Source organism: Kitasatospora sp. NPDC001603 (assembly GCF_040298365.1).
Taxonomy (GTDB): Bacteria; Actinomycetota; Actinomycetes; order Streptomycetales; family Streptomycetaceae; genus Kitasatospora.
On the sequence record NZ_JBEPAA010000014.1, the window covers coordinates 18,673 to 32,602 of the forward strand.

The 13,930-nt window shown below is 75.2% G+C and carries 12 protein-coding genes; 6 read left to right on the forward strand and 6 right to left on the reverse strand.

What is annotated here, in order from left to right; genetic code table 11:
• Positions 1-14 precede the first annotated feature (14 nt).
• Both hrpB and ABT263_RS11955 read right to left on the reverse strand, forming a co-directional pair.
• On the reverse strand, positions 15-2,552 hold the full coding sequence (hrpB, locus tag ABT263_RS11950) for an ATP-dependent helicase HrpB (protein WP_352290253.1): 2,538 nt from the start codon (positions 2,550-2,552) through the stop codon (positions 15-17).
• Between the two features lie 137 nt (positions 2,553-2,689).
• Positions 2,690-3,544, reverse strand: a complete 855-nt coding sequence (locus ABT263_RS11955; RefSeq protein WP_352290255.1) for a class I SAM-dependent methyltransferase — start codon at positions 3,542-3,544, stop codon at positions 2,690-2,692.
• Between the two features lie 412 nt (positions 3,545-3,956).
• Between ABT263_RS11955 and rpsA the strand changes: the two genes are divergently transcribed.
• On the forward strand, positions 3,957-5,447 hold the full coding sequence (gene rpsA, locus ABT263_RS11960) for a 30S ribosomal protein S1 (protein ID WP_329487183.1): 1,491 nt from the start codon (positions 3,957-3,959) through the stop codon (positions 5,445-5,447).
• 235 nt (positions 5,448-5,682) lie between these two features.
• Positions 5,683-7,917, forward strand: coding sequence for an MMPL family transporter (locus tag ABT263_RS11965; protein WP_352290257.1), 2,235 nt, complete (start codon positions 5,683-5,685; stop codon positions 7,915-7,917).
• Between the two features lie 3 nt (positions 7,918-7,920).
• Here the strand turns inward: ABT263_RS11965 and zapE are convergent, their stop codons facing one another.
• A complete protein-coding gene (zapE, locus tag ABT263_RS11970; protein WP_352290258.1) occupies positions 7,921-8,982 on the reverse strand; it encodes a cell division protein ZapE in 1,062 nt (353 codons plus the stop codon).
• A 70-nt stretch (positions 8,983-9,052) separates the two neighbouring features.
• Complete coding sequence (locus ABT263_RS11975) at positions 9,053-9,511, reverse strand: MarR family winged helix-turn-helix transcriptional regulator (protein ID WP_352290260.1); 459 nt, start codon at positions 9,509-9,511, stop codon at positions 9,053-9,055.
• A 61-nt stretch (positions 9,512-9,572) separates the two neighbouring features.
• On the opposite strand from ABT263_RS11975, the gene ABT263_RS11980 reads away from it, so the two are divergent.
• Genes ABT263_RS11980 through ABT263_RS11990 form a run of 3 tightly spaced genes read left to right on the forward strand, consistent with a single transcriptional unit; the run spans position 9,573 to position 11,464 of the window.
• The gene (locus tag ABT263_RS11980; protein WP_352290262.1) at positions 9,573-10,214 is read left to right on the forward strand and encodes an MBL fold metallo-hydrolase; all 642 of its coding nucleotides are present in this window, start codon (positions 9,573-9,575) and stop codon (positions 10,212-10,214) included.
• Positions 10,215-10,262: 48 nt separating this feature from the next.
• Complete coding sequence (gene coaE / locus ABT263_RS11985; RefSeq protein WP_329487177.1) at positions 10,263-10,859, forward strand: dephospho-CoA kinase; 597 nt, start codon at positions 10,263-10,265, stop codon at positions 10,857-10,859.
• 38 nt (positions 10,860-10,897) lie between these two features.
• Complete coding sequence (locus ABT263_RS11990; protein WP_352290264.1) at positions 10,898-11,464, forward strand: GNAT family N-acetyltransferase; 567 nt, start codon at positions 10,898-10,900, stop codon at positions 11,462-11,464.
• A gap of 49 nt (positions 11,465-11,513) precedes the next feature.
• On the opposite strand, the gene ABT263_RS11995 is transcribed toward ABT263_RS11990, so the two are convergent.
• Positions 11,514-12,236: a CTP synthase C-terminal region-related (seleno)protein gene (locus ABT263_RS11995; RefSeq protein WP_352290266.1), complete on the reverse strand. Its 723-nt coding sequence runs from the start codon at positions 12,234-12,236 to the stop codon at positions 11,514-11,516.
• A gap of 76 nt (positions 12,237-12,312) precedes the next feature.
• Between ABT263_RS11995 and ABT263_RS12000 the strand changes: the two genes are divergently transcribed.
• Entirely contained in the window at positions 12,313-13,194 is an 882-nt protein-coding gene (locus ABT263_RS12000) for a LysR family transcriptional regulator (protein ID WP_352290268.1), read from the forward strand.
• A 112-nt stretch (positions 13,195-13,306) separates the two neighbouring features.
• On the opposite strand, the gene ABT263_RS12005 is transcribed toward ABT263_RS12000, so the two are convergent.
• The gene (locus tag ABT263_RS12005; protein WP_352290270.1) at positions 13,307-13,723 is read right to left on the reverse strand and encodes a hypothetical protein; all 417 of its coding nucleotides are present in this window, start codon (positions 13,721-13,723) and stop codon (positions 13,307-13,309) included.
• Positions 13,724-13,930: the final 207 nt, after the last annotated feature.

Genomic DNA, 13,930 nt, shown 5'->3' on the forward strand with positions numbered 1-13,930 from the left:
GGCCACCCGGCCGGTCAGCGCCGGGCGTTCAGGCGCCGGGTCGGCTCGGCGGTGCTCGGGTCCTCCGGCCACGGGTGGCGCGGGTAGCGCCCCCGCAGCTCGGCCCGGACGGCCCGGTAGCCCTCGCGCCAGAACGAGGCGAGGTCGCCGGTCACGGCCGCCGGGCGCCCGGCGGGGGAGAGCAGGTGGACGGTGAGCGGCACCCGCCCGCCGGCCAGCGCGGGCGCGGCGGCCCAGCCGAACAGCTCCTGCAACTTGACCGCCAGCACCGGCCGTTCGCCGCTGTAGTCGACCCGGATCCGGGAGCCGGACGGCACCGTGATCCGCTCCGGCGCCAGTTCGTCGAGCCGCCCGGCCGCGCCGCCCGCCCAGGGCAGCAGCCGCTGCAGGGCGCCCGCGGTGTCGATCCGGGCGAGGTCGGAGCGCCGCCGGGCGCGCGAGAGTTCGGGCTCCAGCCAGTCGTCCGCCCGGGCCAGCAGGGCCTCGTCCGAGACCGCCGGCCAGGGCTCGCCGAGCGCCGCGTGCAGGAAGGCCAGCCGCTCGCGCAGGCCGGCCGCCCCGGCCGGCCAGCTCAGCAGCTCACCGACGCCCTCCCGAGCCAGCCCCTCCAGCAGCGCGGCCCGCAGCAGCGCCGGCCGGGGCCGGTCCAGCGTCGCCGCGGCCAGCTCGACGGCGCCCAGCGACTCCACCCGCCGGGCGGTCACCTCGCGGCGCCGGACGTCCCAGCGCACCTCCTCCCGGGTGGTCAGCAGCGGGGCCCCCGCCAGCCGGGCCGTCTCCTCGTCCAGTGCGGCCGCGTGCAGCACCCGCGCGGACGGCGAGCCGGCCGGCCGGTCCGCCGCCGCGACGGCCAGCCAGGGCACCGAGCCCAGCGCGGTGCCCGGCGCCAGCTCGGCGGCGGTGCCCGAGGCCATCAGGTAGGGGCTGCGGGCTCCCGGTTCGGGCTTCTCCACCCGGGCCCGGGCGATCCGCTCGGGGAAGGCCAGCGCCACCACCAGACCAACCGCCGTCGCGTCCGGCAGCGGGGTCGCCGGGCTCCCGTCCACCCCGCGCAGCAGTCGCCGCACCTCCTCGCGCCAGCGGCCCTGGTACGGGTCGCGGCCGTCCCGGACGGTCCGCAGCACGGCGCCCAGGTCGTCCCCGAGGGCGCGCGGCGGCTCCTCCGACAGCAGGGCCACCACCTCGGCGGCCCGCCGCGCGCCGACCGCCGGTGCGCCGTCCACCAGGGCGCGGGCGAGCCGGGGGTGGAGCCCCGTCCGGGCCAGCCGGACGCCGCGCGCGGTGGGCCGGCCGTCGGCGTCCACCGCGCCGAGCGCCCGCAGGGTCTGCCGGGCGGCGGCCATCGCCCCGGCCGGGGGCCGGTCGGGCAGCGCGAGCCCGGTCGCGTCCGGGTCGCCCCAGCAGGAGGCCTGGAGGGCGAACGGCGTCAGGTCGGCGAGCGCGATCTCGGGCGTCGGCCAGCGCGCGGCGAGGGCGTCCTCGGCCTCCGCCCAGCAGCGGTAGACGGTGCCCGGCGCCTCGCGCCCGGCCCGCCCGGCGCGCTGCCGGGCGGCGGCCAGCGACGCCCGGACGGTCACCAGGCCGGCCAGGCCGCGCGCGTGGTCGGTGCGCGGCTCGCGCGCCAGGCCGGCGTCGACCACGACGCGCACCCCCGGCACGGTCAGCGAGGACTCGGCGACGGCGGTGGACAGCACCACCCGGCGGCCCTCGCCCGCCGCGAGCGCCGCGTCCTGCACCGACTGCGGGGCCCGGCCGTGCAACTGGAGCACCTGCGCCGGGGCGTCCGCGAGCAGCCCGGCGACCCGGGTGATCTCGCCGACGCCGGGCAGGAAGCAGAGCACGTCGCCCCGGCACTCGGCGAGCGCCCGCCGGACGGTGGCCGCGACGTGCTCCAGCAGCGCCGGGTCGACCCGGGTGCCGTGCGCGGGCCGGACGGCCCGGGGCGGCGGCGCCCACACCACGTCGACCGGGTGCGAGACGCCGTGCGCCTCGACGACGGGCGCCGGGCCCTCGGCGCCGCCGAGCAGTTCGGCCCAGGCGGCGGTGTCCGAGGTCGCCGAGGCGCAGACGATCCGCAGCTCCGGCCGCAGCGCCGCCCGGACGTCCAGCAGGAAGGCGAGCGCGGTGTCGGCGTCCAGGTGCCGTTCGTGGCACTCGTCCAGCACCACCACGTCCACCCCGGGCAGTTCCTGGTCGCGCTGGAGGCGCTGGAGCAGGACGCCGGTGGTCACCACCTCGACCACGGTGTCCGGCCCGACCCGGCGCTCGCCGCGCACGGTGTGGCCGACCTCGGCCCCCACCGTCGAGCCGAGCAGCCAGGCCATCCGCCGGGCCGCCGCCCGCACCGCGAGCCGGCGCGGCTCGGCGACCAGCACCCGGCGGACCGGGCGGTCGCCCTCCTCGGTGAGCAGCCCGGCGAGGGCCAGCGGCACCAGGGTGGTCTTGCCGGTGCCGGGCGGGGCGGCCAGCGCGGCCACCCCGCGCCGGTCGAGCGCGCGGTGCAGGGCCGGCAGGGCGGTACGGACGGGCAGATCGCGCCAGGCGGGGTTCACCCGGACAGTCTCCCCGACTCCCGGACTCCCCGGCCCGGCCCGGCCACGGCGGCCCCGACTCCCCGGCCCGGCCACGGCGGCCCCGACTCCCCGGCCCGGCCGCGCCGGGCGCCGGTCCGCCGACGCGGCCGGTCCGCTCAGTCCCGTTCGGAGACGAAGATCGCCGTGCCCGGGATCAGCCGCCCGCGCAGCGGCGACCAGCCGCCCCACTCCTGGTCGAGCCCGGCCGGCCACTCCGGCTCCACCACGTCCAGCAGCCGGAACCCGGCGCCGACCAGCTCGCGCACCCGGTCCCCGATCGTGCGGTGGTGCTCGACGTAGGTGGCCCGGCCCCGCTCGTCCTGCTCGACGTAGGGGGTGCGGTCGAAGTACGAGGCGGTGGCGGTCAGCCCCTCGACGCCGGGCTCGTCCGGGAACGCCCAGCGGATCGGGTGGGTCACCGAGAACACCCAGCGCCCGCCGGGCCGCAGCACCCGGCGCACCTCGCGCATCAGCGCGCCGGTGTCGGCGCTGAACGGCACCGCCCCGTACGCCGAGCAGGCCAGGTCGAAGGCGCCGTCGGCGAACGGCAGCACCGCCGCGTCGGCCTGGACCACCGGCACGGGCGTGCCGCCGCGGGCGAGGTCGATCCGGCGGGAGTGCTGGAGCTGGCGGTGCGAGATGTCCAGCGCGACCGGCCGGGCGCCCCGGGCGGCCAGCCAGCGGGAGCACTGGGCGGCGCCGGCGCCGATCTCCAGGACGCGGCGGTCCGCGACCTCCCCGAGCAGTCGGGCGTCAGCCTCGTCCAGGCCCTCCGGGCACCAGGTGAAGCGGTCGTCGCCGAGGAACTCGCCGTGCTCGTCCTGGTATTCGTCCGCGTTGCGGTCCCACCAGTGCCGGCTGGCCCGGCTGCTCTCGTCGGCCTCGGCCTCGCGCCTTAGCGCGTCGTCGCCGTCGTCGTCAAGATCATGCGGGTCGGACAGGGGGGTGGTGGCCACGGTGATAGAGCCCATCGCGTAGGGTGTGGTCTGCGGAAGCGCCGCTGCCGCGAGCCGGCCCGTCAGGGCCCGGATCCAGGCGGTGGCATCCGGGGAAGGGCTTCCTGCGGCCGCCACCATAGGTGCGCAATCGGAGGATATGGCCTGATCCATACCGGCCTCCACCGTCTTGGCGCCCTTGGCGTTGACCGTGCCTGGCCGTCCCCGTATGCTACAAGTTGCGCTGCGGGCCTGCGCGCCTCGGACGGAGCAGGTCGCGCTCGCATCTGTCGAAGACCCCACGGTCGCAAGACGGACATCGATTTCTCGCTGTGCGGGATGTTTCGGTGCGCCGTGTTCTTGGCTGTCCGGCTTTCGGTGGGAGCGATACGGGCCCTCCGCGTGGCATTACCTACGACTTCATGTCCGTACCGGAGCCCTTTTCCTAATGACGAGCCCCACCGACTCCTCCCTCAGCACCACCCCGCAGGTCGCGGTCAACGACATCGGCGACGCGGAAGCGTTCCTCGCCGCGATCGACGAGACCATCAAGTACTTCAACGATGGCGACATCGTCGAGGGCGTCATCGTGAAGGTCGACCGTGACGAGGTGCTCCTCGACATCGGTTACAAGACCGAGGGCGTCATCCCGTCCCGTGAGCTCTCGATCAAGCACGACGTCGACCCGCACGAGGTCGTCTCCGTCGGGGACAACATCGAGGCCCTGGTTCTCCAGAAGGAGGACAAGGAGGGTCGTCTCATCCTGTCCAAGAAGCGTGCTCAGTACGAGCGCGCCTGGGGCACGATCGAGAAGATCAAGGAAGAGGACGGCATCGTCACCGGTACCGTCATCGAGGTCGTCAAGGGTGGTCTCATCCTCGACATCGGCCTCCGTGGCTTCCTGCCGGCCTCGCTCGTCGAGATGCGCCGCGTCCGCGACCTCCAGCCCTACGTGGGCAAGGAGCTCGAGGCCAAGATCATCGAGCTGGACAAGAACCGCAACAACGTGGTCCTGTCCCGCCGTGCCTGGCTGGAGCAGACCCAGAGCGAGGTCCGCCAGACCTTCCTCACCACCCTGCAGAAGGGTCAGGTGCGCTCCGGCGTCGTCTCCTCGATCGTCAACTTCGGTGCGTTCGTGGACCTCGGCGGCGTCGACGGTCTGGTTCACGTCTCCGAGCTGTCCTGGAAGCACATCGACCACCCGTCCGAGGTTGTCGAGGTCGGCCAGGAGGTCACCGTCGAGGTTCTCGACGTTGACATGGACCGCGAGCGCGTCTCCCTGTCGCTGAAGGCGACCCAGGAGGACCCGTGGCAGCAGTTCGCCCGTACCCACCAGATCGGCCAGGTCGTTCCGGGTAAGGTCACCAAGCTGGTTCCGTTCGGTGCGTTCGTCCGCGTGGACGAGGGCATCGAGGGTCTGGTCCACATCTCCGAGCTGGCCGAGCGCCACGTCGAGATCCCGGAGCAGGTCGTCCAGGTCGGCGACGAGATCTTCGTCAAGGTCATCGACATCGACCTCGAGCGTCGTCGCATCAGCCTCTCGCTGAAGCAGGCCAACGAGGCCCTCGGTGCCAACCCGGCCGAGGTCGAGTTCGACCCCACCCTGTACGGCATGGCCGCTTCGTACGACGACCAGGGCAACTACATCTACCCGGAGGGCTTCGACCCCGAGGCGAACGACTGGCTGCCCGGCTTCGAGAAGCAGCGTGAGGAGTGGGAGCGCCAGTACGCCGAGGCGCAGTCCCGCTTCGAGCAGCACCAGGCCCAGGTCATCAAGAGCCGCGAGGCCGACGCCGAGGCCGCTGCCGAGGGTGGCGACGCTGTCGCCGCCGCCGCCGGTGGCTCGTACTCCTCCAGCAGCGACGAGGGCTCCGGCGCTCTCGCTTCGGACGAGGCCCTGGCTGCCCTGCGCGAGAAGCTGGCGGGCGGCCAGAGCTGAGCTCTCGCCCTTCGCTAGTGCCCTGCGCATAGCCGCTTGATCGATGAGCCCCACCCGGAACTCCGGGTGGGGCTCATTGTTTTGGGCATTCACTTATTTGTTCCTTATCCGCTGGATTTTTGTGATAAGGGGCTCATCGGGTGCCTATGGGTGATTCAGGACCTAGGCCCTACCTTGGGATGAGTTGCCCGACGGGCCGTTCACTCCGGCCCCACACGCTAGGCACCCCCCGCACATGCGCCGTAGCACCGCAGTGACACCCCCCACCCGCACGTCCGCCGGCCGTCAGGTCGACGGGCGGCTCGCTGCCCTCGGCCGGTTCTGCTTCCGGCACCGGCGGTGGGTCCTCGGTCTCTGGGCCGTCGTCCTGGTGGTCGGGGTCCTGATCGGCGGCCGGGTGTTCGAGGGGTCCGTCGCCGGTGCCTCCTCGGCCAGTTCCGAGGCCGACCGCGGCAGCGCGGTGGTCACCGCGGCCGACCCGGCCCGGGGCACGGTGACCGCGGTGGTGGACGGCAGGCCCGTCGACGACCCGGGGGTCCGGGACGCCGTCACCCGCGCCACCGCCGAGATCGCCGCACTGCCGGGGGTCTCCTCGGTCAGCGACGCCTACGGCCCCGGCCCGGCCGCCGCCGCGCTGCGCTCGGCCGACGGCGGCGCCGGCCTGGTCTCGGTCCGGATGGCCGACGACAGTATCGCCGCGCAGGCCGACGCCGTCGGCCAGCGCCTCGCCGGGATCCGGGCGGACGGGGCCGCGGTCACCGTCGGCGGCGACCTCGTGCTGGAGCAGGAGGTCAAGAAGCAGACCGAGAAGGACACCCGGTTCGGCGAGATCGTCACCCTGCCGCTCACCCTGGTCGTCATGGTGCTGGTCTTCGGCGGCCTGGCCGCCGCCAGCCTGCCGGTGATCGGCGCGGTCGCCTCGGTGGGCGGCGCGCTGCTGGCCATGTTCGGGTTCAGCAGGATCATGGACATCGACACCAGCGTGCTGCCGATCGCCACCGTGCTGGGACTGGGCCTGTCGATCGACTACGCACTGCTCATGGTGAATCGTTTCCGCGAGGAACGCGGGCACGGCGCGGGCATCGCCGCCGCCGTCGAACGGACCGCCGCCACCGCGGGCCGGACGGTGGCCTTCTCCGGACTGACCGTCGCCGTGGCGCTCTCCGGCCTCTTCGTCTTCACCAGTCCGGTGCTCGGCGCGGTCGCCGCCGCCGGAGTCAGCGTGGTGGTGATCGCCGTGGCCGCGGCCCTGACCCTGATACCCGCGCTGCTCGGCTTCGCCGGGAGCCGGATCAGGGCACCGAGCGGGCCCGTCCCCGACGAGGGCTTCTTCAGCCGCACCGTCCGCCGGGTCCGCAAGCGCGCCGTCCCGGTCGCCCTCGCCTGCACCGCGCTGCTGATGGCCGCCGGGGCGCCGTTCCTGCACGCCGACATGCGGACCTCCGGGGCCGCCGTGCTGCCCGCCTCCTCGGCCGGCCGGCAGGTCGCCGAGACCATCGACCAGCGCTTCCCGCAGTCCGCCCAGGCCCCGATCACCGTGGTCGTCGAGGGCGGCGCGCCGGTGGCCCAGGCGTACGCGGACGACGTGGTCGCCAAGCTGCCCGGAGTGGACGGCGTCCGGGCGGTGACCCCGGTCGGCGACCGGCTCTCCACCATCGACGTGCTGGTGCACGGCGATCCCCAGGGCGCCGAGGCCGAACAGGTGGTCAAGGAGCTGCGCGCCGACCGGAGCGGGCTCACCACCTACGTCACCGGCGGGGCCGCCTCGGTGGTCGACTTCCAGCACGAACTGCTCACCCGGGGCCCGATCGCGCTCGGCCTGGTGGCGCTCGGGACGCTGGTGCTGCTCTTCCTGATGACGGGCTCGCTGGTGATGCCGGTCAAGGCCCTGCTGATGAACCTGCTCTCGCTCGGCGCCTCCCTGGGCGCGCTCACCCTGGTCTTCCAGGACGGCTGGTTCAGCGGTCTGCTCGGCTTCAGCCCCACGGGCGGGCTGGAGACGTTCATCCCGGTGCTGGTCTTCGCCTTCGCGTTCGGCCTGTCGATGGACTACGAGGTGTTCCTGCTCGCCCGGATCAAGGAACTGCGGGACAAGGGGCACAGCTGTACCCGGGCGGTCGAACTGGGCGTCCAGCGCAGCGGGAAGATCATCACCTCGGCGGCCCTGCTGATGGTGATCGTCTTCGCCGGATTCGCGCTCGGCGACATGTTGATGGTCAAGCAGATGGGCATCGCGCTGGCCGTCGCCGTGGCGGTGGACGCCACCCTGGTCCGCTGCCTGCTGGTGCCCGCCGCGATGAGCCTCTTCGGCGAGTTCAACTGGTGGGCCCCGGCTCCGCTGCGGCGGCTGCACCGGCGGTTCGGCCTGAGCGAGCACGTCGAACTGCCGGCCATCGAGCCGGCCGTGCTGCCGGTGCCGCGGGCCCCCGTCCACGACCTGGCGGGCGCCGGGGTGGGCGCGGACACCTGAGGCTCAGCCGGGCTGCCGGAGCAGGGCGAGCCGGCTGGCGGTGCGGTCGAGGTCGCGCAGCAGGCCGGAGCCGGCGGGCAGTCCGGCGAGCGGGTCGGCGCCGATCAGCACCAGGCGGGTGTCGCGGTCGCAGCAGACGTCGACCAGGTTGGCGAAGCGCTGGCGCGCGTCGGAGGAGGCGGTGGCCAGCGGCGGCACACCGTCCAGGACGAGCGTGGGAAAGCGCTCGGCGAGCGCCAGGTAGTCGGGTACGGCGGTGCGGCCCTCGCACAGCTCGTCGAAACCGAGCCAGACCAGGTCGTCGCGGACCGCCCGGGCCGGCAGCTCGCGGTGGTGCGCCGTCACCGCGGTGGCCTCCTCGGGCCGGGGCGGTGTGAGGCCCGCGGCCCGCTCCGTCCCCGGAAGCAGCCGGGCGCCGCGGGTGAAGCGCTGCCGGGCGTCCTCGGCGCGCGGCTGCCGCCGGAAGTCCACCGCCCCGCAGACGCCCAGGACGTCCATCCGTTCGGTGATCAGCCTGATCGTCGGCTCGAAGAGGTGGTGGTGGAGCGGGTCCGGCATCAGTCCGTCGGGCGGGTAGTTGGACGTGGTCACCAGGGTGGTCCGGCGGTTGAGCAGGGTGGTGAACAGACGGGCGACCAGCATGGCGTCGCCCGCGTCGTGGGCGTGGAACTCGTCGAAGACCAGCAGCCGGCAGTCCCCGAGCAGCTCGTCGACGGCCCGGTCGACCGCGGAGCCCGCCCGGTGCGCGTGGGACTCCTGCGCGACGCCCTCGTGCAGCCGGCGGAAGAAGTCGTGGAAGTGCAGCCGGCGCTTGCGCGGGGTGGGCAGGCCGTCGAGGAAGGTGTCCACCAGCCAGCTCTTGCCGCGGCCGACCGGTCCCCAGAGGTAGAGGTGCCGTGGTGGCTGCCGCGGCCGCCAGGTCGGGCGGGCCAGTTCCCCCGCGAGTCGGCTGAGCCGTTCGACCGGCGGTTCCTGCGCGGGGTCGAGCACGAAGCCGCGCTGCTCGGCGGCCCGGTGGAAGTGGCCCCGCATGGCCTCGTACTGCTGCTGAGCCCTGTCTGTCACGGGTTCGGACCCTAGCAGGGCGTCAGAACCGCTCCCCGTCCGGGGAGTTGCCCGCCGCCGTGCGCGGCGGTCAGGGCAGGCGGCGCAGCAGGGCGACGGCGTCGCGGAGGGTCTCCCGCTCCCCGGGGGTGAGTCGGGCCTCGATGGCGGTGGCGATCCGGGCCTCGCGGCGGGCGCGCTGCTCGGCGAGGGCGGCGCGGCCGGCCCGGGTGGGGGAGACGAGCAGCTTGCGTCCGTCGGTGGCGTGCGGCTCCTGGGTGACCAGGCCGGCCCCGGTGAGCAGGGCGACCGTGCGGGCCATCGACTGGTGGCGGACGCGCTGGCGGGTGGCGAGTTCGCTGACGGTGAGGGCCTGCCCGTCGCGGATCAGCAGGCCGAGGACGCCCGCCTGGTTCTGCGGCAGGGTGTCGCCGGGGCGGAGCGCGCGGACCAGGTCGCCGACGGCGGCGCGGAGGTCGGCGGCCAGTTCGAGGGTCTCCGGACGCGGAGCGGCGGCGGTGTCGCGGCCGCCTGCGGTGTCGCTGGTCATGGGAGAAGTCTATCGCTCAGGTGTACAGCGAAACTGCACAGCCTTGCTGTACGGTTTTCCCATGCGAATCACCAAGTTCGGCCATGCCTGCGTCCGCCTGGAGCACGGCGGCACCACCGTCGTCGTCGACCCCGGGATGTTCACCGACCCCGCCGCCTTCGCCGGCGCGGACGCGGTGCTGATCACCCACGAGCACGCCGACCACTTCGAGGAGGCCCGGCTGCGCGCCGCCCTGGAGGCCGACCCGGCGCTGCGGGTCTGGACCAACCGAGCGGTCGCCGACCAGCTGGACGGCGTCGCCCCTCGGGTCGCGGTGGTCGGCGAGGGCGACGCCTTCGAGATCGGCGGGATCGAGGTCTCCGTGCACGGCGAGTGGCACGCGGTGATCCACCCGGACATCCCGCCGGTGAAGAACATCGGCTTCCTCTTCGACGGCCGGCTCTTCCACCCCGGTGACGCGCTGACCGTGCCGCCGCACGTGGTGGAGACGCTGCTGCTCCCGATCGCCGCCCCGTGGACCAAGGTCTCCGAACTGGTCGACTACGTCCGGGAGGCGGGCCCGCGCCGGGCGCTGCCGATCCACGACGCGGTGCTCAGCCCGGCGGGCCTGGCCGTGCACACCCGACTGGTCGGCCCCGGCGGCCCGGGGACGGGCGCCGAGCTGCGCACCCTCGGGGACGGCGAGAGCCTCGACCTGGACTGAGCCCGGTCGGGGCTGACCGCGGGCCGGGGGCGCCGGTAGCCTGGCGCCATGCTGAAGATCGGACTGACGGGTGGCATCGGTGCGGGCAAGAGCGAGGTGTCGCGGCTGCTCGCCGCCCACGGCGCGGTGATCGTGGACTCGGACGTGATCGCCCGTGAGGTGGTCGCCCCGGGGACGGACGGCCTGGGCGCCGTGGTGGCCGAGTTCGGCGAGGGCGTGCTGCGGCCGGACGGTGCGCTGGACCGCCCGGCGCTCGGCGCCGTCGTCTTCGCCGACCCCGAGCGGCTGCGGGCGCTGAACGCGATCGTCCACCCGCTGGTCCGGGCCCGGTCCGCCGAGCTGGAGGCGGCCGCCGCCCCGGACGCGGTGGTGGTGCACGACGTCCCGCTGCTGGCGGAGAACGGCCTCGCCCCGCTGTACGACCTGGTCCTGGTGGTCGACGCCGACGACGAGGTGCGGATCGACCGGCTGGTCCGGCTGCGCGGCATGACCGAGGAGGAGGCCCGGGCCCGGATGGCCGCGCAGGCCTCCCGGGCCGACCGGCTGGCCGTCGCGGGCGTGGTGATCGACAACAGCGGACCGCTGGAGGCACTCGCCCCCCGGGTCGACGAGGTCTGGAACGCGTTGAAGGCCCGTCAGGGCTGACCCTTCTCGAAGCCGGCCGGGAAGGCGATCATGGGGGGATGGCCGATCACCCCGCTCCCGCCGTCGCTGCCGCGCCCGCTCCCGCACCCGCCGCCGCTGCCGTTCGCCTCGCCGAGTACGCCCGGCGCGACCTCGAAGAGATCCTGGGCGCCGGTGACGATCCCTTCGGGGTCGCGCACACCGGCCTGACCTGGCTGCCGAAGGAGATCCACTTCGGCGTCCGGGCGGCGGACGGCCGCCTGGTCGCCCACGCCGGCCTGCTGCCGCTGCCGCTGACGGTCGGCGGGATGGACACCGAGGCGGTGGGGGTCGGCGGCGTGGCCGTCGCCCCCGACGCCCGGGGCCGGGGCCTGGCCCGGGTGGTGGTCGGCGCGGCCCTGGCGCACGCCCGGACGCTGGGCCCGCGGTACGCGCTGCTGTTCTGCCGGCCGCCGCTGGTCGCGCTCTACGAGCGGCTCGGCTGGCGGGAGACGGCGGGTGAGGTGCTGGTGGAGCAGCCGGGCGGGCGGGTCGTACCGATGCCGCTGCGGACCATGTGGACACCGCTGACCGAGGGGGCGCGGCTGCCCGACGGGCCGGTGCGGCTGCGGTCGCTGCCGATGTGAGCCCGCCGTTCCCGCCCGCACCCCGGCGGCCGGCTCAGGTGCGGCCGGTTCAGGCGCGGGCGGCCGCGCTGGCGTGCTCGGCCGCCGCGGCGGCCAGCGCCCGGACGAAGGGGTGCGCCCGGGTGCCGTCCCCGGCCAGTTCGGGCTGGAAGAGCGAGGCCAGGAAGAAGGGGTGCTCCGGCAGTTCGAGGATCCGCGGCTCGCCGGCCTCGTCCGTACCGCTGAACCGCAGCCCGGGCGCGCGCAGCCGCTCCAGGTAGGCCGGGTTCAGCCCGTACTGGCAGTGGTAGCGCTCCAGCGTCCGGGTCTCCCCGAGCACGCGTTCGGCGAGGGTGCCGGGGGCGATCCGCACCGCGCCCTCGTGCCCGACCAGTGAACAGCTGAGCGGCACGATCACCAGGTCGTCCTCGTCGGGGTGGCTCTCGCCGTGCGCCGCGCCGTCGATGCCGCAGACGTTGCGGGCGTACTCCACCACGGCGTGCTGGAAGCCGGCGCAGGTGCCGAGGAACGGGATGCCCCGCTCGCGGGCGGTGCGGACGGCGGCCAGCGCGCCCGCCTCGCTGCGGTAGGGGCTGCCCGGGAGCAGCCAGACGGCGTCGAAGCCGTCGAGGGCGCCCGCTGCCCCGGCGTCCCCGGTGGGGATCCAGTAGGCGTCCAGGGCGAGCTGGTCGCGGGTGGCGAGGGCGTCGAGCAGCCCGGGCACGCGGGCGTGCGAGCGGACGGCGGGGGAGCGGTCGCCGACCAGGGCGAGGCGGGGGGTCAGATAGGTCATGCGGCTATCCTGACCCCTGACTCTGGATCAGCGCCAACGATGATCTCTTACCTTTGGATCAGAGGATCTGATAGCCATGGACCCCCAGCAGCTGCGCACCTTCGTCACCGTGGTCCGGCTCGGCTCCTTCTCCGAGGCGGCCCGTGCGCTCGGCTTCACGCAGTCCGCGGTCTCCCAGCAGATCGCCGCGCTGGAGGCCGATCTCGGGACGGTCCTGCTCGGCCGCCGCCCGGTCGGACCGACCGAGGCCGGCGCGCGGCTGCTGGAGCACGCCGCCCCGCTGCTGGTGCGGCTGGACGCGGCGCGCGCCGACGTCGCACGCCTGGCGGGCACCCCGAGCGCCCGCCTGGTGCTCGGGGCCACCCCGCTGGCGGTCGGCGCCGCGCTCGGGAGCGCGCTGGCCGACGTGCGCCGGGAGTACCCGCGACTGGACCTCGTCGTGCGGGTCCTCCCCCCGCAGGCGCTGCCCGCCCAGGTGGCGACCGGCGAGGTGGACCTCGCCCTGATCGACGGGCTCGCGGCCCCGAGCGACCCGCTGCCGCTCCCGGAGGTCGGTCCGCTCGGCACGGTCGCGGTCGGGGAGCGGCCGCTCGCCGTCGCGCTGCCCGCCGGGCACCCGTTGGCCGGCCGCGCGGGTCTGGCCCTGGCCGACCTGTCCGCCGCGCGCTGGCTGGACGCTCCCGACCTGGCGCCGGACGCGGCCCGGCTGCGGGCCGCCACCGCCGTCGACGGGTTCCGCCCGGCCGCGCGCTACCTGGGTACGGACGTCCGGGGCCTGCTCGCCCTGGTCGCCGCCGGGCACGGCCTGGTCGTCCTCCCGGCCCCGGCGGCGGAGGGCGCGGCGGGCGTCGTCGCCGTGCCGGTCCGGGAGCCGCGGCTGGTCCACCGGACGGAGCTGGTGCACGGCAGCCTGCCGGAGGGTCCGGCGGCGCTGCTGGCCCGGCTGCTGGCCGGCTGACGGACTGTCGGTCGGGCGGCACCCGGGCGGTCGGGCGGTACCCGGGCGGGTCGGGCAGTCGGGCGGTAGCCGGGCGGTCGGGCGGTCCGGCGGGGCCGGTTCCGGCCGAGCCTCAGCCGACGACCGGCGCGCCGTGGCAGCACGGCCGGCCGAGCTCGAAGCAGACGTACTCCAGGCAGCCGAGGCAGATCGAGAGGTTCTCCAGCCGCCAGCGCTCGCCGTGGCAGGAGCAGTACGCCCGGCCGCGCAGCAGGGCGTCCCAGCCGGCCGCGCCGCCGTTCGCCCGGTGGGCGCTCGCCACGTACGCGGCCGTGGCGGCGTCGTGCGGCCGGCCCTCGCGGATGGTCCACAGGTGCCAGCAGTACAGGGCGAAGAACGGCTTCCCGTCCACCAGCCGGTCCGGGTCCCGCCCGTCGGCCTCCCAGGCCCGGACCAGGTCGCCGACCCGGTCGGCGAACGGCTTCCCGGTCGCGATCAGCGGCCAAGGCGTGGGCGGTGGAGCCGAGTTCGTCGGTCGGTCGTCGGTCATGTGCCACCCCTTCCGGCGCCCACCGTAGGGCATCGGCGTCCGGCGACGGCCAGGGGGGCGGCGACGAGGAGTCCGCCTTCCGGTACCCCTCCCGGGAGCACTGCCCCGGCGCGGTCCTGAGCTGCCGCGGCCGCGACCGCGCCCGGCGGTCGGCGGGACCGCCCCCGGTCACCCGCCGGACCGACCGACCGGCCGCCGCCGTACGGC